This is a genomic window from Cytobacillus kochii, from assembly GCF_020171845.1.
Classification (GTDB): domain Bacteria; phylum Bacillota; class Bacilli; order Bacillales; family Cytobacillaceae; genus Cytobacillus; species Cytobacillus kochii.
Genome location: NZ_JAIVAM010000004.1, coordinates 202,271 through 229,033, shown reverse-complemented (window position 1 = coordinate 229,033; position 26,763 = coordinate 202,271). Strand labels below are relative to the sequence as shown.

Annotated in this window: 19 protein-coding genes; 4 read left to right on the top strand and 15 right to left on the bottom strand. The window is 36.8% G+C overall.

The window, feature by feature from the left end; all coding sequences use genetic code 11:
* The first annotated feature begins 224 nt into the window (after positions 1-224).
* Complete coding sequence (locus LCM23_RS07605; protein WP_224936397.1) at positions 225-767, top strand: NADPH-dependent FMN reductase; 543 nt, start codon at positions 225-227, stop codon at positions 765-767.
* Between the two features lie 467 nt (positions 768-1,234).
* Positions 1,235-1,654, top strand: a complete 420-nt coding sequence (locus tag LCM23_RS07600) for a Fur family transcriptional regulator (protein WP_191811732.1) — start codon at positions 1,235-1,237, stop codon at positions 1,652-1,654.
* A 157-nt stretch (positions 1,655-1,811) separates the two neighbouring features.
* On the opposite strand, the gene LCM23_RS07595 is transcribed toward LCM23_RS07600, so the two are convergent.
* Entirely contained in the window at positions 1,812-4,400 is a 2,589-nt protein-coding gene (locus LCM23_RS07595; protein WP_224936396.1) for an AAA family ATPase, read from the bottom strand.
* Entirely contained in the window at positions 4,397-5,716 is a 1,320-nt protein-coding gene (locus LCM23_RS07590) for a 3' terminal RNA ribose 2'-O-methyltransferase Hen1 (RefSeq protein ID WP_224936395.1), read from the bottom strand. Before LCM23_RS07590 ends, LCM23_RS07595 begins: the two co-directional genes overlap by 4 nt.
* 158 nt (positions 5,717-5,874) lie before the next feature.
* On the opposite strand from LCM23_RS07590, the gene LCM23_RS07585 reads away from it, so the two are divergent.
* On the top strand, positions 5,875-7,428 hold the full coding sequence (locus tag LCM23_RS07585; RefSeq protein WP_224936394.1) for an ABC-F family ATP-binding cassette domain-containing protein: 1,554 nt from the start codon (positions 5,875-5,877) through the stop codon (positions 7,426-7,428).
* Positions 7,429-7,489: 61 nt separating this feature from the next.
* On the opposite strand, the gene LCM23_RS07580 is transcribed toward LCM23_RS07585, so the two are convergent.
* From LCM23_RS07580 to helD, 3 genes are all read right to left on the bottom strand, one after another.
* The gene (locus LCM23_RS07580; RefSeq protein WP_224936393.1) at positions 7,490-8,221 is read right to left on the bottom strand and encodes an SDR family NAD(P)-dependent oxidoreductase; all 732 of its coding nucleotides are present in this window, start codon (positions 8,219-8,221) and stop codon (positions 7,490-7,492) included.
* Between the two features lie 111 nt (positions 8,222-8,332).
* Positions 8,333-9,880 carry an esterase/lipase family protein gene (locus LCM23_RS07575; RefSeq protein WP_224936648.1) on the bottom strand — a complete coding sequence of 516 codons (1,548 nt, stop codon included), beginning with the start codon at positions 9,878-9,880 and terminating at the stop codon, positions 8,333-8,335.
* A gap of 170 nt (positions 9,881-10,050) precedes the next feature.
* Positions 10,051-12,297, bottom strand: a complete 2,247-nt coding sequence (gene helD, locus LCM23_RS07570; RefSeq protein WP_224936392.1) for an RNA polymerase recycling motor HelD — start codon at positions 12,295-12,297, stop codon at positions 10,051-10,053.
* 182 nt (positions 12,298-12,479) lie between these two features.
* Between helD and LCM23_RS07565 the strand changes: the two genes are divergently transcribed.
* Positions 12,480-13,304: an MBL fold metallo-hydrolase gene (locus LCM23_RS07565; protein ID WP_224936391.1), complete on the top strand. Its 825-nt coding sequence runs from the start codon at positions 12,480-12,482 to the stop codon at positions 13,302-13,304.
* Here LCM23_RS07565 and LCM23_RS07560 read toward each other — a convergent pair.
* The 10 genes from LCM23_RS07560 to LCM23_RS07515 all read right to left on the bottom strand — a co-directional run bounded on the left by LCM23_RS07560 (position 13,299) and on the right by LCM23_RS07515 (position 26,745).
* The gene (locus LCM23_RS07560) at positions 13,299-13,925 is read right to left on the bottom strand and encodes an NUDIX hydrolase (RefSeq protein WP_224936390.1); all 627 of its coding nucleotides are present in this window, start codon (positions 13,923-13,925) and stop codon (positions 13,299-13,301) included. The genes LCM23_RS07565 and LCM23_RS07560 overlap by 6 nt on opposite strands.
* Positions 13,926-14,014: 89 nt before the next feature.
* Complete coding sequence (locus tag LCM23_RS07555; RefSeq protein WP_224936389.1) at positions 14,015-15,262, bottom strand: glutamate-5-semialdehyde dehydrogenase; 1,248 nt, start codon at positions 15,260-15,262, stop codon at positions 14,015-14,017.
* The gene (proB, locus tag LCM23_RS07550) at positions 15,259-16,353 is read right to left on the bottom strand and encodes a glutamate 5-kinase (RefSeq protein ID WP_224936388.1); all 1,095 of its coding nucleotides are present in this window, start codon (positions 16,351-16,353) and stop codon (positions 15,259-15,261) included. Before proB ends, LCM23_RS07555 begins: the two co-directional genes overlap by 4 nt.
* Before the next feature lie 569 nt (positions 16,354-16,922).
* The gene (locus tag LCM23_RS07545; protein ID WP_224936387.1) at positions 16,923-18,137 is read right to left on the bottom strand and encodes a CaiB/BaiF CoA transferase family protein; all 1,215 of its coding nucleotides are present in this window, start codon (positions 18,135-18,137) and stop codon (positions 16,923-16,925) included.
* A 36-nt stretch (positions 18,138-18,173) separates the two neighbouring features.
* Positions 18,174-19,337, bottom strand: a complete 1,164-nt coding sequence (locus LCM23_RS07540; protein ID WP_224936386.1) for an acyl-CoA dehydrogenase family protein — start codon at positions 19,335-19,337, stop codon at positions 18,174-18,176.
* A 12-nt stretch (positions 19,338-19,349) separates the two neighbouring features.
* Complete coding sequence (locus tag LCM23_RS07535) at positions 19,350-20,147, bottom strand: enoyl-CoA hydratase/isomerase family protein (protein ID WP_224936385.1); 798 nt, start codon at positions 20,145-20,147, stop codon at positions 19,350-19,352.
* Positions 20,148-20,480: 333 nt separating this feature from the next.
* A complete protein-coding gene (locus LCM23_RS07530; protein ID WP_224936384.1) occupies positions 20,481-22,256 on the bottom strand; it encodes an acyl-CoA dehydrogenase family protein in 1,776 nt (591 codons plus the stop codon).
* Between the two features lie 11 nt (positions 22,257-22,267).
* Positions 22,268-22,678: a PaaI family thioesterase gene (locus tag LCM23_RS07525; protein ID WP_224936383.1), complete on the bottom strand. Its 411-nt coding sequence runs from the start codon at positions 22,676-22,678 to the stop codon at positions 22,268-22,270.
* A gap of 17 nt (positions 22,679-22,695) precedes the next feature.
* Positions 22,696-24,831, bottom strand: a complete 2,136-nt coding sequence (locus LCM23_RS07520; RefSeq protein WP_224936382.1) for an acetate--CoA ligase family protein — start codon at positions 24,829-24,831, stop codon at positions 22,696-22,698.
* A gap of 3 nt (positions 24,832-24,834) precedes the next feature.
* Positions 24,835-26,745 carry a TRAP transporter permease gene (locus LCM23_RS07515; protein ID WP_224936381.1) on the bottom strand — a complete coding sequence of 637 codons (1,911 nt, stop codon included), beginning with the start codon at positions 26,743-26,745 and terminating at the stop codon, positions 24,835-24,837.
* Between the last annotated feature and the right edge of the window lie 18 nt (positions 26,746-26,763).

The following is a 26,763-nucleotide window of genomic DNA, read 5'->3' as shown; positions in this document are numbered from 1 at the left end:
TTTGCTATGTATAGGTTTTACAAATTATACTTTACCACATTTTAAATAATTGTACACATATAGAGGACATATTTCCAAAAGAACTTTATTAGTTAATTTACCCATTTTACTTAAAAAATGTTCCTTTAATTGAAACGATTAGATTTTCTGAGCATTTATAACAGATTTCAAATAGGTCTATGCTATGATGGAAACATTAATTATTACATAATGGAGGCGTTTATATGAAAATTGCTGCATTTGTTGGAAGCAATCGTAAAGAATCAATAAATAAAAAGTTAGCCTTATTAATGAAAGATCGTTATCAAGAAGAGCTCGAGATAGATATCCTCCCTCTTGAAAGATTACCGATGTATAATCAAGATGATGAACTTACACCACCAGCGGCCGTTTTAGAAATTCGCCAAAGAATTAAAGATAGTGATGGGTTATTATTTTTAACACCTGAATATAATCACTCCATTCCTGCATTTTTAAAGAACGCCATTGATTGGTTTTCAAGAGTGGAAAAAGTAATGGTCAATAAACCTGCGATGATTGTTGGGGCAACGCCTGGTGCAATGGGAACAGTAAAAGCGCAAATGCACTTGCGTCAAATACTCAACTCAGCTGGAGTCGGCGCTGTCACACTTCCAGGAAATGAAGTTTTTATCGGTACCGTGCTTGATAAAGTAAATGAACAAGGAGAACTTGTACACGAACAAACTCTAGATTTCTTAGATCAGGTTGTAAACAATTTTATGAACTGGGCAGAAAAAGTAAAATAACCTTCACTTCCATTATTAGATTAAATATATAAAAATCCGTAATGTTCCAAAAAACGCTAATGTTTTAGGGACATTACGGATTTTATATTTGTACAAAATTCGAACTCTTTTATCAACTAGAATCCCCATTCAAAGTGTAATTGATAATCCCCTTCCGTCTTCAATATTCTTTCACACATTCATGACATGTAACATATTAGTATATTGGTGATTAAAAAAACTAAAATTATTACACACTCAACGAGGATATATTACAGGTAATGTCGAAACTATATTTATACACAGTCCTTATTTATAATTATTATAAAAAAGTATTGATTTTCGAATGAGAAGTGTTATTATTAATATATATCGTTAATATGTTAGTCATTCTCATATTTCGTTATTTTTCACTTTTTCTCATTTGCCTTTAAGTTCTACTTAAAGGCATTCTCTACAATTACATCATTATAAATGAGGGTTATAGCATGAACAAAGACCAAATAGAAAGCTTAATTCCCTTATTAAAAGAAAAAAATTTAAGGGTTACACCACAAAGAATACAAATTTTAACGACACTGATTGACATGAATGGACATCCAACAGCTGAAGACATTCAAAAAAGAATCCCCATCATTAGTCTCGCTACCATTTACAATAACTTAAAACTATTTGTTGAATTAGGAATCATTAATGAGCTACCTTATGGCAATGGATTAAGTCGCTTTGAATTTAGTCAGTCCAATCATTATCACGTTATCTGTGAATCATGTGGAAAAATTGCAGATATTAACTATCCGGAACTTACAGAAATTGAAGAAATGGTAGCTAATCTTACAGGTTTTTCCGTCAATAATCACAATATGGAAGTGTATGGGAAATGCCAAGAATGCATAGAGAAAGGATGATTCCGATGAAAAAAGAAGATAAAATTTGCCCAGTATGTAAAACAAAATTAATTAAGTTAAAGCATAGTACAATTTGCGCTTGTGGTAATAAGATTATGAAAGATAAAATTCCATCATAAAAAAGCCATCATATATAGATGACTTTTCTCTATGACGACTATAATCTCGGGTCGACTTCATCTCCTTCGAGGGCAAGTATAGCGACAATACATTCATGAATTCGACCTATTTCTTCTTGCTTTACAAAGCGGTTTAACGCCTCTATCCCTAAGGAAAATTCTTGCAACGCTAGTTTTTGTTTACGTTTCGTGTTTCTTTTCTTCAACCGCTCTAAGTACTTCTCTTCTAAATAATCGATGCCATATATGATTTGTAAATACTTTCTTCCCCTTACCTTTAAAGCTGGTTGTAACAGCTTCCCTTTTTCCCATACGGTAAACTGGTTAGGTTTAACAACCATTCCTTCATGCCCTTCTTCTGTTATTTCTTTCCACCAATTAATTACTTGCTTCCAATCCGATTCATCTTCAATAAGTAAATATTCAGTACGTCTAAAAATACTACATATATTGGATAGTTCTTCTACATGAGTCATATGCCATGTATGGGGATTTTCGTGATATACTCTTCCACTATGTGCTAAGATATGAAATGGAGCAATCACAATGCGATCTATGTCAGAAACTTCCCAGCAATACTTTTCATACACTTTTTGAAAACTTTCTGCACGTTCTAACTTTTCCTCATTTTCCTTTAACCACTGGTTCTCAACCATTGATTCATTTAGTGCTTGATCCAAGATTTTTCGATCTAAGATCGCACTTTCAGCTACAAGTTCATATTGTTTATTGATTAAATCTTGTGCCTTTAAATTCCATGGCATGATCTCACAATCCAGTAATACAAAGTCAGTTTCGTACTTACCAAAATAGTCATTTTCCTTTAAACTAGATTGGATAACCGTTAATATTCGCTCTTCTATATCCTTCTTAAAAAAGCGCTTCCCACTTCTTGAATATATCGCACCTAAATTACTAATCCCAGTATAGTTTAACGCTACTTCCTCATTCTTAAAGATGAGTAAAATCCCCCGTGAACCCATATGCTTTTTCTCAACAATCAGTTGATTAACACCATTATCCTGATAATATTTAAAAGCCTCTATTGGATGTTCTAAATAATCTGGCAACTGACTCGGAATAGGAACAGGGCTCATAGTTGGAGGGAGATAAACCAGTTGACCAAAATGGGTATCGGCTGTAGATAACGAGCCAATGACTGGTTTTACATACTTACCTTTCACACTTACATCTTCGAATTCTTCCATTTGTATGCGGAAACCTTCAATAAGCGCTTGTATATTTGGGGGTAGCAATCTTTTGCTCTTCCATTCTATTATTGGGTTATGCTCTACACCGTTATAATTTTTGAGGGCATCAACTGCGACAAATGACTTCTCGGGATATCGATAGGCTGTTAATTTCCCTCCAAATACTACACCTTGATCAATATTAATCGTAGAGTTGATAGTAGTCGGATATGGTCTCGGATCATGCCCCCATATAATGGTCATATGACCTGTATGATGATGATACCATTCATCTCTAATGGGAATACCATCTTTCATGCGACTTGATGATTCACCGTATCGACAATAATCCGATATTTGTTGGGATTTCTTGCCTATATACTCATCTTTAATCCCTGCATGTGTGCATACAAGCATCGGCACGCCTTTATCCTCGATTATATAATGTGCCGGAGCATCTCCTAAAAACTGAATGAACTCATCCTTCAGGCGCTTTTGCTCTTCTTCTGAATAGGTAGCTAACCATTGATTGATTTCTTTAGCTGTCAGTTCGTCACCATGTTGTAAAGTAACTTGATTTCCTTTTAACCATCTGTAGATTTTCCAACCATGATTACTATCAATCATATAAGCTAAGTTATTATTAACATGATTTTTAAAAAATAAAAGCGTTTCTAAAGAGCGCGGTCCCCGACTCATAATATCTCCTAATGATAAAAACTTCCTCCCAAGGGGATGAGTATAGAGCCCTTGTTCATTTTCTTCATATCCTAACTTCTCTAATAAATGTAATAGCTCAGTATAACAACCATGAATATCACCAATGATATCAATTCCTGCTCCCACATCAATAGGAGGAACTTCATCCATTCGTTCTATTTCAACAGAGTGATTCAATTCTTTTATCATATGAAGTTGATGATAACCTTCTGTCTTTAAATAACGCTTATGATATTGGAACCTTTTCATTTGTTGTTTAATGCGCTTTGAGCCCCTTGGGAATACTCGTTCGTTATCTCTCATTAATAATGTATCTAAATCGATATCTAGCACAATTGCGCTTATTGGTAAATGATGGCGATGTGCAATGGAAATCAATTTTTTACGATCATCACTATTTATATTAGTCGCATCAATGAAACTACATTTATTTAAGCGACATCTTGCTTCTAGGGTCAATTCTAGCAGTTCAAATGCCTCTTTAGAAATCCTTTGATACTGTTCAAATAAGATTTGCGCCATCTTATTATCAGTGCTTTCAACTGAGTTGTACTCTTGATCTGCAACTATTTTTCTATATTTATCTGAACTTAAAATTTCTGAGTCTTTTATTTGTCCGCTATCGACCAAGTTCTGCAATAATGTTGTTTTACCGCTACCAGAAGGCCCAACAAGTAAAACGACACCAGCGTTAGGAAGTGTGATTCTCCTCCTCATACCATCACCTCTTTTTCAAATACGACTATCTGAGTCGGTGAACCTCGTTTATGATCTACCTCACCTATACTAGAAATGCTAGCTTTATAAGCATACATATCAGTCATCTTCTCAACCCATGCTAGTAATTCTGCTCTTGTCCATTCAAAGCGATGATCATAATGACGCATGGATTCCCCAAGTTGATAAAGTGTATTATATTCTTTATTCGGTGTTGTAATAATACAAACTGCAGGCTTATACTCTTGAAAAATCAGTTGCATGGCCGTATGCAATTTTTCCTCGGCAATATGTTCGATCACTTCACATAAAATAAAGACGTCTTTATTCTTTAGTCCATCATCATAATAAAATACCGAACCCCATTTTTGCATTGGCATTAAGAAGCCCGGATTTTCGGCAGCTTTTGCATATCTTTTTTTCGCCTTTAACGTTTCTCGTTCACTTGGTTCAACTGCGATTATTTCACTCACATTTGGTAAAAAGCCTAATCTAGTACTAAGCTTTCCTTCTCCACTCCCCATATCTATTATCTTTCTAAGATGAGGTTTAGATTGAATGATTTCGATTATCTTTTCATAACGTAGTTGGTTTAGTCCTTTTTGCTTCTTTTCCTTTTCAACCTTTATGTGTTCGGTTATATGGTCGTCTAACAGCCCTTTATACTTTAAGGCACGTTTATAAATCCATTCTTTTTGAGGATGATCATCTAGCCAACCTTCTCCGAACCGCTGAAGCTTTTCCGCCTCTTTTTCATCAATAAAATAGTGCTTATAATTATCAATAACTGGAATGAGAATAAATAACTGCCTTAACCCCTTTTGTAACGTTGTCTCACCTGTAACAGTTACATAAAGAGGACTGTTTTTCGTTTCAGTTTGCACAGATAAGGTAAATCCAAGCGGTGAAAACAACTCCCGAAGATTCTCTACAGAAAGGTCTGTATTTACTGGACCAAATGAATAAGAAAATTGAAATACCTGCCGTACATATGGTAAATATTCTTCCTTAGGTAAGCCATTTAGGGCTGTCGCAAGAGAAGAGCGTATGAGTGATAAAAACAAACTACTAACTGCAAATTCACGGTCATTAATATAATGTGTAATATCTAATTTCTCTCCACTATCCCTTACTAAACTTATAGCATCCAAAACGACGTATATCGTTACTTTCACCTCATTGGGAGTAAAGGTTTGATAAAAGAGACGTACTTTATGCCCTTTATGTTCTTTTTCATAAAGACGTTCAGGGTGTTTCGCCAATAAGAAAGAAAGGATATTCGCGTCTTCTCCTTTTGCATGGATCGTTAATTGCATAACAATCCCCCTTTTATATGTATTTAAACCATATTATACCACCATCCATTCCTCATAAGGAATTTTTCTTTTATAGATAAATATCGCCTCTCCCCTAGTTAAACATCGAGAAATCTAGTATGATTATTAAATGATTATGAAGAAATGAGGATTACAAAATGAGTTTACTTACAGTTGATCATCTTAGTCATACTTTTGGCGATCGAACATTATTTAAGGACGTGTCTTTTCGTTTATTAGCAGAAGATCACGTAGGGTTAGTTGGAGCAAACGGGGTAGGTAAATCTACTTTAATGAATATTATTACAGGGCAGCTTATTCACGATGGGGGCAAAGTGGAATGGACACCTAATGTACAATATGGGTATCTGGATCAACATACTGTTTTAACCCCTGGAAAAACGATGCGCGATGCATTAAGAGATGCCTTTCTACCATTATATAAAAAAGAAGAAGAATTAAATGAAGTCACAGCGAAGATGGCAGATGCCACACCAGAAGAATTAGAAGTTTTGCTTGAGAAAATGGGTGAAATTCAAGATACACTAGAAGCAGGCGGATTTTATTCAATCGATTTAAAAATAGACGATGCCGCAAGAGGGTTGGGATTAGATGCAATAGGTTTGGATAGAGATGTCGCAGCACTTAGCGGGGGGCAAAGAACAAAAGTCTTACTTGCTAAACTATTGCTTGAGCAACCTCAAGTTTTACTCTTAGATGAACCAACAAACTATTTAGATGTTGAACATATAGACTGGTTATCCCACTATTTAAAAGAATATCCGTATGCATTCATTTTAATCTCGCATGATACTGAATTTATGAACGGAGTCTCAAATGTTATTTTTCATCTAGAATTCTCTAAACTTACTCGCTATACGGCTAGTTATGAAAAATTCTTAGAACTGGCAGAAATCAATAAAAATCAACATATCCACGCATATGAAAAGCAACAAGAATTCATCAAGAAACAAGAAGATTTTATCGCAAAAAACAAGGCGAGATATTCAACAACAGGTCGTGCAAAAAGTAGGCAAAAGCAATTAAACCGGATGGAGAGAATTGATCGTCCTGAAACTGCCGCTAAACCTACTTTCGAATTTAAAGAGTCGAGGGCTAGTAGCCGTTATGTGTTTGAAGGCGAGAATTTTGAAATTGGTTATACACATGCCCTATTGCCAAAAATGTCAATTACGATTGAAAAAGGGGATCGCATTGCCATTGTTGGATGTAACGGTGTCGGAAAATCTACCCTCTTAAAAACGATGCTTGGAAAAATCCCAGCGATTAGCGGGAAAATTGAAAGAGGTGACTTCCTCTACCCTTCCTATTTCGAACAGGAAGTGAAAGGCGAGCAAATTACACCCATAGATGATGTATGGAACGAGTTCCCGGCGATGGATCAGCATCAGGTTCGTGCAGCTCTCGCTAAATGCGGGCTAAAAAATGAACATATTTCAAGACCAATGAACCAACTAAGTGGGGGAGAACAAGCGAAAGTACGTCTTTGCAAGTTAATGATGAACGAAAGCAATTGGCTACTGTTTGACGAACCAACAAATCATTTAGATATTACGGCGAAAGAAGAATTAAAAAGAGCCTTAAAAGCATATAAAGGCACCATTGTCCTCGTTTGCCATGAACCCGACTTTTACGAAGATTGGGTCACAAAAGTGTGGAATGTAGAAGAGTGGTCAGACGCAATGAAATAGAAATATAAACAAGCAAGGTTCCTTTACTCTTACTAGGGGAACCTTGCTTTTTATCATTTATTTATTCTTCATATATCATTTTCTTCGTCATACCACCATCTACAGTAATATTCTCTCCGTTCACAAAGTTATTTTCCGGATCTGTTAAGTAAAGACAAGCTTTAGCTACATCAGCTACCGTCCCGACTCTCCTTGAAGGGTGCTGATGATGATCTACTTCTCGCAGTTCCGCCTTCTCATTCGTCACAATCCACCCTGGCGAAATACAATTAACCGTAATGTGATAATCAGCTAGGGAAAGAGCTAATGCATGAGTTAAACTAACTATGCCACCTTTTGAAGCGGCATAGGCTTCTGAATTGACCTCAGACATCATCGAACGAGTAGAAGCCATATTCACAACGGCTCCACCCGATTCGTTATTTTTCATATATTTTGCCGCTTCTTTCGTGGCTAGAAATACACTTCTTACATTTGTATTGATGACACGATCCCATTCATCTAATGTTAATTCGAACAAAGGTTTAAAGACAGATACACCAGCATTATTAATGAGAATATCTACTTGTCCATATTTCTCGATCGTTTGTTCTAATAATCGTTGAATGTCTGCTTCTTCTTGGACATTTATCTGAAGGCAATCAAGCCCCTTTGCTTCAAGCGCAGCAAAGTTCGAATCATCCCAATCAGCCACTACTACGTTGGCACCTTCCCGTTTATATGCGAGTGCAACCCCTTGACCAATGCCATTTCCTGCACCAGTGACAATAACTGTTTTATTTATAAACTTCATTCACATCTCACCCCATCTATTTCAATTGACTTGCCTTTATTTTAGTTAAAAAGAAAAAGAGATGCCAGTATCAGCACCTCACACACCGATCAAACGATAAATGAAACTCTACTATTGTACATAAAACGAGCGAATAACTGTTCTTTCATAAGGGGCCCCTTGAAGTGTTTTACCTTTTATATCAATAGTCATATTATAAACACCACTACTTAACTTAGCATTAAATTGTCCAATTGACCCATTACGCGAAGTGTTTTGTACATTTAAAGGTGCCACTACTGTATTGCCGTTCTTATCCACTAATTTCGTATTCATTGTGATAGATTGTATATTGTTGTTTGATTGTAGGGAGAAAGCAACTGGATCCTTTGAGAAAAGTGGATTCATCTTTAGTTCTAGATTATTTTTCCCTTCATGGGTAACATTTAAAACATAGGCATTATCCTTCTTGCTAGATGTTAGTTGCACTTGCCAACGACCTGTTTCAGATATAATGCCAGTAAAACTATGTGCTGCTGCCCCATTAAATATTTCTGCACTTTTAGGTGATGAAGTGTAACTTTGATACTCTTTCCCAGTTGGCGAAATTAATTTAACTTTAACATCCTTCGTTGATGTCCAGATTTGTATGTTTTTAAGTTGTTCATCCACATGAAAGGATTGATTATAAGAGGCATACCCTTGCCATTCGCCACCGTGGGTATAGGAGGAAATATCTTTAGACATTAATGTATCGCTACTTTTTACATCATCCGTTGTCAATCCGGTTACAGATGATGAACGCAAATATGGTTCAATTCTAGAAAATACAGCGGAGCCCATACGAATTTTATCATGATCAAGAGAGGTGTCATTAAAGAGATGTGTACCATATGGTAACCTTGTACTCCAATCGTTAACTAAACCATCATTTTCACCTTCAGAGGATAAGTATTGGCCACCCATCCATAAAGCGGACATTGACGGCCCCTTATTTGTCCCGGAAACAGTGTAATACTTATTTTTCGTTGCATGAGAATGGTGATCAGTTATTGAGCGAAAGTGAGCCATTTCACCTACCTGTAAAGAAAATGTCCCATCATCCTTTTGCCCTAATAACGTACCTAACCACCCTGCCCACCAACTATAAGCAAGGTCGGCCAAATGGGAACCATGATGCGGGGAACCTAATGTAATGACTCGACCGACATATGCGTGTGCACCATAATGAATGAGCGCCGCTTGTGTATCTGGTCCACCTTTACTGTGAGCGACAATATTTAATTTTCTCCCTTGGAAATGTGCGGAAATATCAGCAAGCATCGAAGCGAGAAGTTCACCGTTATCCAATTGGCTTGCCGAACCTTCTCCTGCTGCATCATGCAATTGTACAAACACAGTTTGATAACCAGATTCATACGCTTTTGTATACATATCATTTACACCATGATATTCCGTTTCTTCATACCAACTAGTTGAACTACCATTTTTTCCTTGAACAAAGACAATCGGGGGTTTACTTGTATCTAAATTCGGTGGTACACTTCCGAGAAACCACTCTCCCGGCGTGAATACTTCCCCTGGTGGCTTAAGCTTTCCTTGAGGCGTAATCGTTTTAGCAGCAAATGCTTGAGAGGTTGTTAACATAAATAGTGTGACGATGGCAATACAAGCGACCATTTTTTTCACTTCACATTCCTCCCTCTATTCAGGTTGAAAGCAAAAATTGCTCCCTTAAAAGGGTTATGCAAGAAATCCCCTTTTCCTCCTTTAATATGTAAAAACACATCAAAAGATATAAAAAAAAGTATGCAAGATACGAATAATATCCTACATACCTAAAACAATCATTACAATATATATTCATATGTGTGCACATCTGCTCCATTAATAAACGGATTCGTTTGTGATTTTTGCAAGATGACTAATTGATGCATTGCCCGCGTACACACAGTATAGAATAAAAAGCGGTCCCTCTCTTTTTTATACTGTTCACCATCGGGGATAACAACAGCATCAAATTCAATCCCCTTTGCTAAATAAGATGGAATAATGGTAATTCCTTTTTGAAATTCCGTTGTTTTTTGATGGATAAGGTTCACATTGTTAAGATGAGGCAATAATTGACGGTACCACTCCTCACTCTGACTCGCACTCCTAGCAATGATCGCAATGGTTTCATGACCTAGCGAGACGGATCGACGAACGACATCTATGAGTATCGTTAGCGCTTCTTTCTCATCCACATTTTTGATAATGGGCTTTTCGCCACTTCGGTTAAAAGGAATAATATCTTCATTATTTAAAAGCAGACTTGATGTAAATGTCGTAATCTCTTTCGTTGAACGATAACTTTGTCTTAATTGATAGATTGTTGCTTTTTCATTACTAAAAAGGACAGACTGATTGTCAGCGTGATAGTGGATAGTTTGATTCACATCTCCCAATAACGTCCACTTACTATGCGGGAATAACTCTTTTAAATAGGCAAAGTGAAAGGGTGAATAATCCTGTGCTTCGTCAATAAAAATATGACGTACAGACGTATGACCATCTTCCTTTAATAATTGTTGTTTTAAATATAAATAAGGAACCACATCTTCATACAACATATCACCAGATACAATTGCCTCTAATCCCGAATCATCTTTGTTACTTGTACGTAAAAACTCATCGTACATTGCAAGTATATCAACAAAATAGAAAGATTTGATTTGTTTCCGAAGTGGCTTAAGTCTCCTTTTCACAACCATTTTCATCAAATACGCTTGCTCAACTTCTGGTTGCATAAAGCCATCATCATCTATTTGCTGTGCCTTTTTATATGCTTGTAAATAATCTTCTTTATCAAGTAATTCTACTTCATTCTCAACCCAAGCCTTCTTCCGTTCTGCTTTCTCCTTTTTCTTTATAATAGAAAGGCTCCATTCTTGTATAAGTTGCAGTCTGTTCGCGATTGAGATATTACTTTCATAAGAATAAAACTTCTCACCGATTTCATCGACAGTCAGCCATTTTTCATTATGAAAGGTGAGATCACGGAAAATCATCCCTTCTATTAATAAATGGCTAATATATTGGTCCATAGAAGATTGATAGGATAAAGAGGACTTATATTCAATTTCCTGGACTCTTTTTTCACTTGAATCATTTTCTTGAAGAAGAAATTCTAATTGATCAAGCGGTGTTTCTATCGTAAGCTTTGCATCAAACTTACTTTGAATGAAGTGCCAAAAAGTATCCTGCTTCATATTTTTCTCACCCAATTCTGGTAACACTTGAGAAACATAACTATTAAATAGCGGGTTTGGCGAGAAAAGAATTATATTTTCCGCATGTAATGATTTCCTATAATGATATAGAAGGTAAGCGATTCTTTGTAATGCTGCTGATGTTTTCCCACTACCTGCCACTCCTTGAACAATAATTAAATCGTCTTTCACATTGCGAATAATTGCATTTTGTTGCTTCTGAATCGTAGCAACAATACTTTTCATCTGTGCATTTGCGTGTCCACCTAACACTTCCTGCAGCACAGTATCACCAATCGTTAAACCCGTATCAAATAACCCTTCAATATTCCCCTTTTTTATAATAAATTGACGCTTTAATAACATTTCTCCCATAATTGTTTCATATGGGGTGTCATACTTTGCTTTTCCAGGTGTGTAATCGTAATACATACTCGCAACAGGTGACCGCCAATCATAAATAAGAAACTGCTCATCATTTTCATCCATTAATGAGGCAACACCAATATATATGGATTCCTTTTCTTCCCCATCTTCCCTAAAATCAATTCTGCCAAAATAGGGCGAGTCTTTTTGTTTCGACAATATGTTGACATATTGATCGAGCATTCCCATTCGCCGTTCTCTTTCCCCTAATAATTCTGCTTGCTGCTTTACACTTTGAAATGTCTCAATCACATCGTCCATTTCCTCTAGGTTGACTGTCACATCATCCCAAAATCCTGTTTTTAATTGTTTTACATCCTTCTGTACGTGGTCGCGATTTTCTATATAAGCGACTTGCTTCTTATTCACTTCATGTATTATTCTATCTACCCTTTTTTGCTCTTCTTGTCGCTCTTGCATAGAATCACTCCTCGATAAAAAATTAGTTGACACATCTCAATATTTTTGTTATTATTATATTGGATACTTTTATACAATAATAACAAATAGCCATACCTATGTATCATAGCATAGTTTTAAAGTAAGTATCAATAGCTAAAAAATATTCATAATATTCAAATTATTTATAAAAGGTGGACATAATGAAATCAGATATTAGTGTATTACGTATACCTATTCCTACTCCCACTCTTTGGCCATATACAACAACAAATAGCTACATCATCGGTAATAAAGAGGAAACTCTAATCATTGACACTGGTTATAATCAACCCATTACAAGAGAAACACTACATACAGCACTAAAAAAACATGAGCTTCCCATTCCGAAAGCGATTCTTCTCACCCATGGACATAAAGATCATTCACCTGGAGTGAAACAACTTCTTGATTGGCAAATACCTATATTTGCTCATCCACTTGAGGAGTCCGAAATCAGAAGGAATGTTCAAATTGATAACCTCCATTACCTTTCAAATCACGAAGAAATATCTATAGGCGATGAATCTCTGATAGCATTACATCTCCCAGGGCATTCTTCAGGTCATTTAAGCTTTTATTTACCTTCTAAGAAGATTTTACTGGCAGGCGATAATTTAATAGAAAAGGGAACTTCTTGGATTGGTACACCCGATGGGAATATGAAAGATTATTTCATCACATTAGAAAAAATAAAATCATTATCCTTAACAATGGTTGGTCCTGGTCATGGCGATTGGATTAATAATCCATACGAACATATTGATTATGTACTGAATAGAAGAATGCAGAGAGAAGAACAAATTTTACATATTTTAAAAGAGAATGAGCCCCTGTTATTACACGAAATTACGAATAAGATATACGCTGGTCATATTCACCCTTCAAACAAAGTAGTAGCAGAAAAAACAACAGAAGCTCATTTAATTAAGTTGATAGAAGAAAGAAAGGTTATACAGAACAGAAATGCTTACTCAAGTTATTCATGAAGTTGCATCTAACCAACAAATTGCTTTTTCAAGTGAACGGATAGTCGGGTTTATGAGTTTAATTTCACCCTTCTCATAAGCATGCAAAGCATCTTTTGGATAAATCCACCTGGCTTCTGCAACTTCATAAGGATCAGGAATTGGTTGTTGCCGTTTTGGGAGACGTGTAATAAAGAAACGTGTATCAAAACGTATTGGACTTTTTGCTGGTGTCGTTTTATGGCCGATATATGTGAAGCAGCGACAATCAAGCGCGGCTTCTTTTTCTTTTAATAACTCGATAAAACTTATTTCCTTTTTTAAGAGCCTTTTCCTATCGTTCAAACTTTCTTCTTTTTGAAATGAGAGCGGCTCTCCTGTTCTATCACAACCAAGGAAAACTCCAATTTCTTCATAGACTTCTCTTGCGGCAGCAACATAATAAGCTAAAGGGATATTTTCCTGATCTGTTGGAGCAATTAATCTATTAGATAGCAGCGAGTCTTTCTCATCCACTGCGCCACCAGGAAAAACATAATGCCCAGCAAGAAATTTCATTGTTGCTGGGCGTTTCGTCATATATACTTGTCCTTGTGGATTGATTAATAAGACTGTCGCCGCTGGCTTAGGAATAGTTTCCATATATAAGTCACACCTTTTCAGAAGAATATCATCTTATTCATTTATACTTCTCTAACGCTAGCAAAATTCCTTTAACTTTTAGCTAACAATTATTCTCTTATTTGTCCATTACCTTCAATAAAATATTTACTTGATGTTAGTGCTTTTAATCCCATTGGTCCACGCACATGCATTTTTTGTGTGCTAATGCCAATCTCAGCGCCAAAACCAAATTCAAATCCATCTGTAAATCTTGTTGAAGCATTATGATAAACAGCAGCAGCATCTACATGATTCATAAAGGTTTCTGCTCGACTATTATTTTCCGTTATAATTGCTTCTGAATGCTTTGTCCCATACTGACGAATATGAGTAATGGCGTCTTCAACAGAGGCAACTGTTTTAACGCTCATTTTTAAGCATAGAAACTCACTGTGAAAATCTTCTGTAGTGGCTAATTCGATGTGAGGAAGAAAGTCTTTCACATATTGATCTCCAACCATTTCAATTCCCTCGTTCTCCATGTAAGCTAAAAATTCTCCCCCGTATTTTTCCAACCAATGAGTATGAATCAAAAGAGATTCGATACTATTGCAAACAGAAGGTCTTTGTTTCTTCGCATTTAATACTACTTTCTTCGCCATTTCTAATTCCGCAAACTCATCAATATACATATGGCAATTACCTGCACCTGTTTCAATAACCGGCACGGATGCCTCACGTACAACAGTATCAATCAATCCTTTGCCACCTCTGGGGATAAGCACATCGAGAAATGTATGAAGATGAAATAATTCTTTGGCAGCTTCTCTACTCGTATCTTCAATTAATAAGACACTATCAATTGGTAGCTCCGTCGATTGTAATGCGCGATGAACAGTTTGGACAAGCGCACGATTACTATGTAGAGCCGTTTTACTCCCTCGTAAAATTACACAATTATTTGTCTTTAAAGCTAGTGAAGCAGCATCAATGGTTACGTTAGGTCTTGCCTCGTAAATCATACCTATAACACCAAGTGGGACTGACTTTTGTTGAATAAGTAGGCCATTTTCTTTTTTTATTGTCTGCAATACACGATGTATAGGATCGTCAAGTTGTGCGATATCAGTGACCGCTTGTGCCATTGCTCTTATTCTAGACTCATCTAACATAAGACGATCAATCATACTGTCACTCATGTGGCCACGCGCCATCCTTATATCTTTTTCATTGGCTAAACGGATTTCCTCTTGATCTTCTATTAATTGATTGGCAATGGCGTTTAATGCTTGATTTTTTTCCGCTGTCGTAGCGCCACTTAAACGATAGCTCGCTTTTTTTGCTAATTTACCTTTTTCATATACTTCACTTGTCATTTCCCTTCACTCCTATTCGATTCTAAAACTAATTTATCACGATGAATCACTTCTTTAATTCGTTTTTTCTCATGTGATGTTTGCGTGAGATATTGACTAGAACAACTTACTTCTCCCCTAGCAATTAGTTGATTTTCAAACCTCACTTCAACAACCTCACCCGAAAGAAAACTTCCATCAATTTTAACAATTCCAGGTGATAATAGACTTCCACCACCATGTACAAGTGCTTTTTCGGCTCCTTTATCCACATAGATTTTTCCTTTGACCGTCGAATGAAGGGCAATCCATTGCCGTTTTGTATTAATATTTTTCATTTGCTGATTAGAAAGATATGTACCGTCTCCATTTCCATTAAGGATGCTTATAAGTTTGTCTTCACCTTTACCAGTACCGATAAAAACCGGGACGTTTAATTCCATAGCTGTTTTAGCAGCATTCAACTTTGAGTACATGCCGCCAGTTCCAACTTTAGAGCCCGCACCATCTGTCGCTTTCATTTGCACATCAGTAATTTCATTTAAGAAGTCAATTCGGCTGGCATTTGGATACTTAAACGGGTTTTTATCATATAAGCCATTAATATCTGTTAAAATCACAAGTAAATCAGCATGAACAAGCCCGCTAACGAGTGCTGATAACATATCATTATCCCCGAAAGTCAATTCCTCAATAGAAACAGTGTCATTTTCGTTAATAATCGGTATGACTTTACGATCTAACAGTTCCATAATCGTATCGTACGCATTTCTAAAGCGCACTTGATTGTTAAAGTCGGATCGAGTCAGTAAAATTTGCGCTGCCAAGGTGTCAAATTTTAATAAGGCTTCCATGTAACTTTGAATTAATAATCCTTGACCGATAGCAGCCGCAGCTTGTTTCCCTTTTAATGTAATGGGACGGGAAGAATAACCTAGTTTTCTAAAACCTGCTGCTACTGCTCCCGAGGATACGACAATCACTTCATGGCCCATTTTCTGTATTTTTGCAAGTGCTAATATATGATCGGTAAATTTATAGCGGTCAATTTCCCCCCTTTCATTCGTTAATGAACTGCTGCCAATTTTAACGATCATTCTTTTCTTCCCCATATGATTCATTCCTTTTAAGAGCACGAACACCCATGTAGTGATGTCTCAGTCTAGTTTTTTAAAAAATAAAAAACCTAACTCAAGCCTTAATACATAAGGACGAGTTAGGTTTCGCGGTACCACCTTAATTGAATGCTTTCTTTTAAACATTCCACTTTCATGAGTTAACGTCTCAATCACCGCTGATGGTTTTCACCAGACTAAAGAGGCAGGTTCAATAGGTTGAATCATGGTGGAATCTTTCAGCTGATAAATTCCACTCTCTTTCATGCCAATCCCTATTTACTAGCCCTCTTTCAATCGTTCATTTATAATTTTGACTCTTTCTTCAATTAAAACGTTTCAGTATTACAACCATTATAGCAGATATCTTTCTCATGAAAAGAATTATTTATCGTAGTTGATGAAAATATCCCCACTTCATATGTAATATTCATCAAACAAATCTTTTCTTCAACTTTTTGATATTGTAGATGAAAAACAGTTGTACTATTTACGCGTTAGTTGAACCACAAGAAAAGCTCTCCTATAAATGTCTTACCACAATAATAGAAGAGCTCATAAATGGTTTATCTGTTTTTCAGTTTTTTTTCATAAGCTCCAATAACTTGGCTAGTTGAAAGCTCTGCTATTCTTTCTTGCGTATAGCCTAATGATTGTAGGACACAATCAGTATTTTCCCCTAGTTTTGGCGATGCCATTTTCACCTCAGGTGTAGATTTACTTAGATGAAAAGGTAGTCTTGGTAGACGTAAATCTTCAATTGTATCATGTGTTACTTGTTGCCACATGCCAAGGGCTTCTGTCTGTTTTGCATCAATGACTTCCGATATTTTTTTTACTTTGGAACTTGGGATCCCTGCCGCGCTTAATTCCGTCACCCAATAATCAGCCGTTTCCCTTTGAAGTATCAGTTCTATGTTTTCTTTTAAGATGTATTGGTTTTCCACACGATTTTTATTATCTAAAAATCGCTGATCTGATAGCCACTCCATACTATTTAAAACCCGACATAATCTTTCAAATAGCGATTGATTGGAAATGCCAATCATGATATACGTATCACTTGCCAAGTAAGCACCATAAGGAGCAAATGCCGTGTGACCAGAGCCGTTTTTCTGAGGTTCTTCTCCTGTCGCTAAAAAGGAAAGCATATGATAACTACTCCAAAATAAACCGGTTTCATATAAAGAAGTAGAAACAAATTGCCCTTCACCTGTATGCTTTCGATGCAAAAGTGCAGATAGAATACCAATTGCACCCCACATTGCACTTCCTTGATCTAAAATAGAGACAGGTACTCTCGCTAATTCAGCGTCTTTGGCTCCATTGATGCCCATGATGCCTGTTTCAGCTTGAGCAATAGCATCATAGCCCGGTTGCAATTTTTGCGGCCCACTTTGGCCATATGCTGATAATGAGCAATAGATGATTTGATTGTTTATTGCTTTCAATTTAGCATAACCTAATCCCATTTGCTCAGCTTTTCCCTGCCGGAAGTTCTCAACGAATATATCTGCCGATTTGACAAGATCATATACGATTTGTTTCCCATCTTGTTTCTTAAGGTCGATGACAACCGACTCTTTATTGCGATTAATATGGAGAAAATATACGCCTTCACCACTCATAAATGGCCCCATCCCCCTGGCGTCATCTCCCGTACCCGGACGTTCAATTTTAATAATTTCCGCACCTAAGTCCGCTAGAATCATTGTCAAAGTTGGACCGGAAATATTGGTTGTGACATCAATGACTCTCATGCCTGCTAAAGGTCCCGTCATCCTTATCCCTCCCTGTAGTAAAAGAAATGGTACAAGTTAATAAGACCTTGGTAATCCTAATACATGCTGTCCGACAAAGCTTAATACTAAATTATTGGCAATTGGGGCAACCTTAAATAATCTCGCTTCTCTAAATTTCCGTTCAATATTATATTCTTTAGCAAAACCATAGCCACCGTAAGTATCCATTGCCGCATTTGCTGCATTCCATGTCGCTTCGGAAGTAAGGTATTTAGCCATATTTGCTTCTGCACCGCAATTGACTCCCTCATCAAATAAATCAGCCGCCCTATCTCTCATTAGCTTTGCGGCTTCTATTTCCATAAATGCCTTAGCAATCGGAAATTGTACACCTTGATTCTTTCCAATAGGACGATTGAATACTACACGTTCATTAGCATACTGTACTGAGCGATCTATAAAGTATAAGCCATCTCCAACAGATTCTGAGGCAATTAATATTCTCTCCGCATTCATTCCACTAAGAACATATTTAAACCCTTTACCTTCTTCGCCAATTAAGTTTTCTACTGGAATTTCCGCATTTTCAAAGAATACTTCTGTTGTCGCATGATTAATCATTGTATCAATCGGACGAATGGTTATTTTATCGTGTTGTTCTTTCATATCTAGTATGAATAAACTTAAGCCATCAGTTTTCTTCGCTACAGCTTCTTTTGGTGTTGTTCTTGCTAGAAGTAGCATCAAATCAGAATGCTCAGCTCTAGATGTCCAAATTTTTTGTCCGTTAACTATATATTTATCTCCCTCTTTGTGGGCAAAAGTTTCAATACTAGTTGTATCACTGCCAGCTGTTGGTTCCGTAATTCCAAATGCCTGGAGTCTTGCTTCACCACTGGCTATTTTTGGGAGAAATCTCTGTTTTTGTTCTTCACTACCATGCCTTAATATTGCACCCATTGTATACATCTGTGCGTGGCAAGCACCCGCATTCCCGCCTGAGCGATTAATTTCTTCTAATACAATACTCGCTTCTGTCATTCCCAAACCAGCTCCGCCATATTGTTCTGGAATAAGAACTGAAAGCCACCCCTCATCTGTTAAGGCTTGAACGAAACTTGTTGGATATTCTCCCCTTTCATCCGTTTCTTGCCAATACGTTTCCGGAAATCTCTCACATAAACTTTTCACACTTTTCCTAATCATGTCATGTTCAGTATTGACTTTCGTCTGTGCCATTTTTACCCTCCTTTATTTTCCTTGCCATTGTGGTTTTCTTTTTTCATTAAAAGCATAAATTCCTTCTAGACGATCGTTAGAATTAGCACAACGATAATATGCTTCTAATTCTAGTGCGATTCCCGTAGATAAATCGGAATCTGCTCCTTTATTAACAACTTTCTTTAATGCCTTTAATGAAAGTGGCGCGTTCTCTGCAATTTCTGATGCCAACTTAATTGTCTCTTCTAATAAGTTTTCTTCTCGACAAACTTTATTCACGAGTCCATATTTCTCAGCTTCTGTAGCACTGATTCTTTTACCTGTAAATAAAATTTCTTTAGCTATTGCAAGTGGTAATACTCTTACGGCCATTTGTGTACCACCTATCCCTGGTATGAGACCGAGTTTCGCTTCAGGCAAACCGAATGAAGCGTTTTCATTTGCTGTGCGCATATCACAGCTTAATGCAATCTCCATACCTCCGCCTAGCGCATAACCATTTACAGCACAAATAATGGGAAAAGGAAACTCACGAATTAATTCTGTCACTCTTTCAAAAATATCATGTTGTTTTTTCCAGTCACTTTGGCTCATTCCGTTTCGCTCTTTTAAATCAGCTCCAACACAAAAGCTTTTATCCCCCTCTGCAGTTAAAATAATGACACGTAAATCTGGATCATATTTTAAGGTTTCTAAACTTGATACAATCTCACTTGCCATTCTAGTGTTCAATGCATTCATTGATTGTGGACGGTTTAAACGTAAGATAGCAATTTGATTATGATGGGTTTTTTTTAGGTCAATCGTTTCATATGTCTCAACTTTCATTTATATCCTCCTTTTTTGCTGTAAAAAGAGCATTTAATTCATACTCAATCATTGACATAGTTGCCCTTAATATTCTTGTTGGTTTAGTATGATTCATTAAAGAAATGGAGACGAATACCTGCTCATTTTTCGCCAAATGTTCGTAGATGTTCTTTGTGGAAATGCATAGTAACATTTTCCTTTAAGTGATGTTTTAATGGTTTGCTAGGGGGGAAAACAACGAAGCTTCTCGTTTTTTCTCACAAGTTGTCGTTCGTCTTCACCCTACTTATAAAAATGGTTATCTATAGGATACTGTATCCAATTTTCAATTGCAATATTTTTTAGAATTTTCTATTTACTTAATTGCTCATTAAAATGAGAGATCGCTGATTTGGGGATAGTCACCCAATTGATAACATCTTCTCCCCATTGCCATACACTTTGGTGAAAACACCGACTTTTACTATTTTGGATATGCAGATGATAATAATAACAAGCATTAAAATATTTTCTATAACTGCTTGTTTCCTTTGTTTCAATTTCAGCTTCTTTCAACAATAAGCAATTCGCTAATAAAAAATAAATGCGATGCATGATAGAAATAGCTTCCATTTCTACTTCTGTAGGGCTAACTTGCCCTATTAGATTAAGATCTTCCTCTAATAGATGCATATTAGTTAATAACTTCTTTCTCAATGGGATAAAATCAACAAACGTCACTTCATTTAAAATCGTTTTCATTGTTTGTATTAACACAGTATTTGCCTTATTTTTTGTAATTGCTCTTAAAACATCCAGCGCAACAATATTCGTCGTACCTTCCCATATTGACCCTAAATGAGCATCACGTACAAGTTTAGCATTTGCCCATTCTTCAATATATCCATTGCCGCCTCTCATTTCCATTGATTCACCTGCAATCACTCTTGCTTGTTTGCATATTACACCTTTTAACAAAGGTGTTAACAATCTTAGCATCGTTTTTGCTTTCTCATCCTTTTTAGTTTCGGTCAAATCAAAGGTATGTGCCGTGTATAGTGACATGGATGTCGCCACTTCCGATGTTAGCATCATTTCAAATAATTGTTTCTGCATGAGAGGAAGTTTGGCTAATGGTTTTTTAAATGCGATGCGTCCTCTAGTTGTGTATAAGGCTTCTAAATAAGAGCGCCTGATGAGACCTGTAGAACGGACACTATTTGATAACCTTGAAGCGTTGACCATTGACATCATTTGTTTAAACCCATGATCAAGTTCCCCAACTAAGTAACCAGTCGCCCGCTTAAAAGTTACTTCTCCTGAAGCCATTCCTTTTGTCCCTAATTTATCTTTTAATTTATTGATCGTATAATGATTTCTTTCTCCACTAGGCAAGATTCTTGGTACTAAGAACATGGCCAACCCTTTTGTTCCTTCTTTTGCACCTGTTGGTCTCGCTAATACAAGTGCTACATCAGCACTAACATTTGAACAAAACCATTTATCCCCCGTGATTAACCATGAATCTCCATTAGCTTCTGCTCTGACTGAATTGGCACCAACATCCGAACCGCCTTGCTTTTCTGTCATAAATTGAGCAGCGGTCATTCTATTACTCTCCGTACTAATTAATTGGGGTAAGTATTCTGTCTTTAGTTTCACACTTCCATAATCCTCCAAAATCTTCGCCGCTGAGTCTGTCATACTCATCGGACAACATAAACCAAATTCAGCTTGAGCAAATACATACCAAAAAGTGTATTTCATCACTTTATTAAAAGCCGTTTCAGCCCCCATGACACCGCTGCGATGACTCATGGCAACCAATCCGAATTCTTCATAACCGATTTCCTCGAGACGTGAATAGGATGAATGATAATTAACATCATTTATTCGTTGCCCACGCTTATCATACATTGTTAATGTTGGCGGATGTCTGTCCGCCTCTCTCGAAAGCGGATCGATCTCATTATTTGCTCTATCCCCTAACTCAATTAACTTAGCTTTAAATAATTGATAATCATCGTTTACATAGTGTGCTAATAAAAAATGAATATGGGGATCTGATAAGAAATAATTTATTTCTGTCGGTTCTGGCATGCCACCTTTTATCGGTTCCGGTTGAAGTACTTTAATAGACTCATCCATAAATCCCCCTCCTAACTTATCCGCTGTTTAATAGAAAAGGTACCTAGCGCTTTAGCAACAACACTTCCATCTTCCTGAGTAAGAATAGACTCAACATATTGGATTCTTCTTCCTTCATGTATCATTTTCGCTTCTGCATACAAGATCCCTTCTTTAACAGGTGCGAGAAATTGAGTTGTTAATGAAATCGTCGCCACTTTAACATCTTTCATTGACCGAATAGTGACACCTATAACCGAATCCAATAAGGAGGCGGTTGCGCCTCCATGAACCACACCATTAGAGTTTAAATGTTGTTTTTTTACCGACATCTTAATGCGCGCTCTCCCTGCTTCCAATTCATCCATTGTAATACCAAGGAGCTGCCAATAAGGAGATGTATTAAACTCCTTTTCTAGCCATTGTAAGTATTCATTCTTCATAATAGAGACTTCTCCATTCATAAGGATTCTATTAAATGATCAATTTTTTCATCCCAAACGATGACACCATCTAGGGCAAGCACACCTTCTCCCTCTTCAAGCACAAGAAGAGGGTTGATATCCATCTCTTTTAATCTACCATTTTGATTAGCAGCAAAATGGGATATCTTCTCTATCGCTCGAGCTAATGCCTGAATGTCATGACTGCCTTTTCCCCTAACTCCTTGCAAAACGGCATAACCTTTTAATTCCATTAGCATCTCAATTGCGTCTTCCTCACTGACTGGAGCTTTTCTTAGCGATACATCTTTAAATACTTCAATAAATATTCCTCCTAGCCCACAGACAATAATCGCACCAAATTGAGGATCCTCTTTCACGCCAATGAAAAATTCTACACCTTCTTGCTTAACCATCTCTTCCACAAGAAAGCCATCTATCTGTGCTTCTTTATCATATTTCTTTACACTTTCTGTTATCTCCTTAACCGCTAACGCTAATTCTTGTTCATTCTGTATATTAACAATAACACCACCTGCATCCGTTTTATGAAGAATATCGGAAGAAATGACTTTGCACACCTTAGGAATATCCCAATCTACTTTCATAGTCTCTATCTCATCTACCTTATTGATGAGTACTCCTTTAGGTGTACGGATGCCAAAGCTTGTTAATAAATGTTTAACCTTTACTTCTGTCCAAATTCGTTCTTTAATTTCATCACGATGATAAATGTTTTCACCAGCTACCTGAACATCATTAACAGTCTTTGTTGAATATTGTACTAGTAAACTTAGTGCGACCATCGTTTCATAAGATGTTTTATATACTGGTATTTTATTTTGTTGTAAATATCTTCTTCCTTTTCCCGTTAATTCATCTGTACCAGTAATCGTCACGAGTATCGGTTTATCTGTTTTCGCGTCTATTTCCGCTATTGCTTTGCAAATATTAAAGCCTAATTCGCCTCCAAATGTCGTTTGAAAAACAATGCTGTCTATTGTTGTATCTTCTAATAAAATTTTCAATGTATCGGTTAGAATATGTTGTTCTTTTAAACTTTGCGCAGTCACATCAATCGGATTCATTGCAGATCCGTAAGTAGGGATTAAATCTGCCACTTTTCTCTTCGTTTCTTCAGCCAACGTAATCATATTAAGCTGCAAATCTTCACTATAATCAGCCATTGCAATACCTGCAGCTCCAGAATTAGAAATCGTTACCACTCTATTTCCAGCTGCCCTTTTGTGATTTAAAAAGACTTTGACTGTTGTGATTAAATCATCAATATCATTCACTGTAATAATGCCATATTGTTTGGCGATTGCTTGATACGTTTCGTCAGAACCAGTCATTGAGGCTGTATGCGATAAAGCCGCTTTCTGTCCTAATTTTGACCTTCCAGCTTTCAACATGATGAGTGGTTTATCTTTTTCTTTTGCGGCTTTCGCTAATCGAATGAATTGTTCTCCGTCTGGAATACTTTCTAAATAACCAGTAATGATTGATGTTTGCTCATCCTTTACCATATAACTCATGACATCAAGTGTCGTAATATCCATCTGATTTCCCGTATTCACCACATAGGAAAATCCTATATTCTCTTCTTGTGCCATCCCGAATAATGAAAAGCCAATCGCTCCACTTTGAGAAGCAAACCCTACTGGTCCAGAAATAAATGGCCGATCTGTTTCAAACGAGGTAGCAAACCCCATTGGTAGTGATAAATGAACATTTAATAAGCCGACACAGTTGGGGCCAAGAATATGAATATTCGCTTCCTTCGCCTTTTCTAACACTTCATTCTGTAGATTTGAACCTTCTTCTCCTATTTCTGCAAAACCTGAGCCAAAAAGAACGATACTTCTAATTGCTTTTTGTTTACATTGATCGATGATGGATAACATTCTTTTAGCTGAAACAGCTATTAATGCGACATCAACGGAGTCAGGAATTTCAACTAAAGAAGGGTAACACTTATAACCACCAATTTCTTCATATTTAGGGTTTACAGGATAAATATTCCCTTTATATTGATGCTGAATAAGGTTTTTGATCGGTTTACCACTAATGGATGTGAAATCTTTTGATACGCCTACAATGGCGATTGATTCTGGGTGAAGAAATTTTTGTATCGCTTCATTTTTATCCATTCGTTATACCTCCAGTTCATTGCCTTGATTATATTTACTTCTTTTTCTTCGCCATTTAAGTACATAAAGACAGACAGCTATCACGGTTCCAGCGATAATAAATGACCACATTGGGACAAACATCATCAGACCAGCAACAAATAAAATGATTCGCTCTGCCATAACTAAAATGCCAGCTCCCACAAAATAGCCTTCCAGAGCAAAGGAAATGCAAGCAATCCCTATGACTGCAACAACTATACTAAGGACCGTATCCCACGGATCTCCACGACCAATCAATATGGCAGGATTATAAATCATGAAGAATGGGACAATAAACTTTACTGACCCTAACTGGACAGATTGAAAAGCTGTTTTCATCGGACTTGCTCCTGCTATACTTGCTGTCGAAAAGGCAGCTAATGCTACTGGTGGCGTAATATAGGAGACAGTTGCCCAATAAACAACGTATAAATGTGCTGCTATTGGATCCACACCAACTGCCACAAGTGCCGGTGCCATAATAACTGCTAAAAATACATATACAGCGGATACAGTCATACCCATCCCTAAAATAAAGCAGGTAAGTGCTCCACCTATTAAGATTAAGAAAGTATTATCTCCAGCAGCAGCCACTAATTCACGAGAAAATGAAAACGATACACCTGTAGCAGACAACGCACCAACAATAAAGCCTACCCCAGCAATAATAACAACGATATCAGTTAAGACCTTTCCTATATTCACAACCATATTCGCTAGATCTTTAGCTGACATCCTCGTTGATTTCTTTATCATGGCAATGATTAACAATACAGCACTCGCATAATAAGGTGCTTGCCCTTCTGAGTTAAGTACTGCTAAGAAGAAAATCATGACTACGATTGAAAAGATATAATACCAACCCTCTTTTAACGTTTTCCAGAATGAGGGTATTTCCTTAGCAGACATCCCTTTCAATCCATTTTTGGCAGCATATCCATCAATTTGAATAAATAAGCCAAGATAATAAAGAAATGCTGGGACTGCAGCTGCTAAAGCGATTTCATAATAAGGGACCGCTAAAAAAGAGGCCATGATAAAGGCTGCCGAACCCATAATCGGTGGCGTAATGGTACCACCTGTAGACGCTGTCGCTTCAATAGCTGCTGCATAATGGGGTTTATAGCCTGTTTTCTTCATTGCCGGTATGGTCATTGCTCCTATTGTCACTGCATTCGAAACGGCACTACCACTCAACATGCCAAAAAATGCACTCCCTACAACGGCAACCTTCGCAGAGCCCCCCCTTGTTCTGCCAAAGATAGAAAGAGCGAGGTTGAAGAAAAAGTCACCACCACCAGTTTTCGTAATGACTACACCAAATACTAAAAATCCTAGTAATAAATTCCCAATCGTTGTATAAGCAATACCAAACACGCTATTAGAACTCATGATGTGATTTCTCGCTAACGTAAGAAAATCATAAGACTGTCCTTGGAGCAATTCTATCGGTATAATTCCAGCAATAAGAGGATACAGTGAGATTACTAGACAGATCATCGCTAAAACAAGACCGGCTGTTCTTCTTAAAGCTTCAATAATTAACCCCCATAGAAGAATACTTGCAATGGTCGGTAAAACTGGAGCCTCCCAATCCCATCCCTCAATAATAATTCGTTCACCATTCAAACCAATGGCTATAGCAATGATCATGGATAATAAAAAACAGGCGATATCATACCATTTAATCGAAAGATCCGTTTTCTTTCCGGGAAACATAAGATAGGCACAAGGGAGAAAACAGGCTAATAATAAAATCATGTAAGCATTTTGAATCGGATTTATGCCAAATAATTCAAGATAGAATAACATGTTTACAGATAAGAAAATGCCTATTAAAGTGGAGCTAATAATAATCGTTTTCCAAAAAGTGTTTAAACGTGATTGCACCATAGACTAACCTCACCTCAC

What these genes read in the sequence shown, in the direction of transcription:
- LCM23_RS07605 (WP_224936397.1), top strand. Translation starts at nt 225, where the DNA reads ATGAAAATTGCTGCATTTGTTGGAAGCAATCGTAAAGAATCAATAAAT.
- LCM23_RS07600 (WP_191811732.1), top strand. Translation starts at nt 1,235, where the DNA reads ATGAACAAAGACCAAATAGAAAGCTTAATTCCCTTATTAAAAGAAAAA.
- LCM23_RS07595 (WP_224936396.1), bottom strand. Translation starts at nt 4,400, where the DNA reads ATGAGGAGGAGAATCACACTTCCTAACGCTGGTGTCGTTTTACTTGTT.
- LCM23_RS07590 (WP_224936395.1), bottom strand. Translation starts at nt 5,716, where the DNA reads ATGCAATTAACGATCCATGCAAAAGGAGAAGACGCGAATATCCTTTCT.
- LCM23_RS07585 (WP_224936394.1), top strand. Translation starts at nt 5,875, where the DNA reads ATGAGTTTACTTACAGTTGATCATCTTAGTCATACTTTTGGCGATCGA.
- LCM23_RS07580 (WP_224936393.1), bottom strand. Translation starts at nt 8,221, where the DNA reads ATGAAGTTTATAAATAAAACAGTTATTGTCACTGGTGCAGGAAATGGC.
- LCM23_RS07575 (WP_224936648.1), bottom strand. Translation starts at nt 9,880, where the DNA reads ATGGTCGCTTGTATTGCCATCGTCACACTATTTATGTTAACAACCTCT.
- helD (WP_224936392.1), bottom strand. Translation starts at nt 12,297, where the DNA reads ATGCAAGAGCGACAAGAAGAGCAAAAAAGGGTAGATAGAATAATACAT.
- LCM23_RS07565 (WP_224936391.1), top strand. Translation starts at nt 12,480, where the DNA reads ATGAAATCAGATATTAGTGTATTACGTATACCTATTCCTACTCCCACT.
- LCM23_RS07560 (WP_224936390.1), bottom strand. Translation starts at nt 13,925, where the DNA reads ATGGAAACTATTCCTAAGCCAGCGGCGACAGTCTTATTAATCAATCCA.
- LCM23_RS07555 (WP_224936389.1), bottom strand. Translation starts at nt 15,262, where the DNA reads ATGACAAGTGAAGTATATGAAAAAGGTAAATTAGCAAAAAAAGCGAGC.
- proB (WP_224936388.1), bottom strand. Translation starts at nt 16,353, where the DNA reads ATGGGGAAGAAAAGAATGATCGTTAAAATTGGCAGCAGTTCATTAACG.
- LCM23_RS07545 (WP_224936387.1), bottom strand. Translation starts at nt 18,137, where the DNA reads ATGACGGGACCTTTAGCAGGCATGAGAGTCATTGATGTCACAACCAAT.
- LCM23_RS07540 (WP_224936386.1), bottom strand. Translation starts at nt 19,337, where the DNA reads ATGGCACAGACGAAAGTCAATACTGAACATGACATGATTAGGAAAAGT.
- LCM23_RS07535 (WP_224936385.1), bottom strand. Translation starts at nt 20,147, where the DNA reads ATGAAAGTTGAGACATATGAAACGATTGACCTAAAAAAAACCCATCAT.
- LCM23_RS07530 (WP_224936384.1), bottom strand. Translation starts at nt 22,256, where the DNA reads ATGGATGAGTCTATTAAAGTACTTCAACCGGAACCGATAAAAGGTGGC.
- LCM23_RS07525 (WP_224936383.1), bottom strand. Translation starts at nt 22,678, where the DNA reads ATGAAGAATGAATACTTACAATGGCTAGAAAAGGAGTTTAATACATCT.
- LCM23_RS07520 (WP_224936382.1), bottom strand. Translation starts at nt 24,831, where the DNA reads ATGGATAAAAATGAAGCGATACAAAAATTTCTTCACCCAGAATCAATC.
- LCM23_RS07515 (WP_224936381.1), bottom strand. Translation starts at nt 26,745, where the DNA reads ATGGTGCAATCACGTTTAAACACTTTTTGGAAAACGATTATTATTAGC.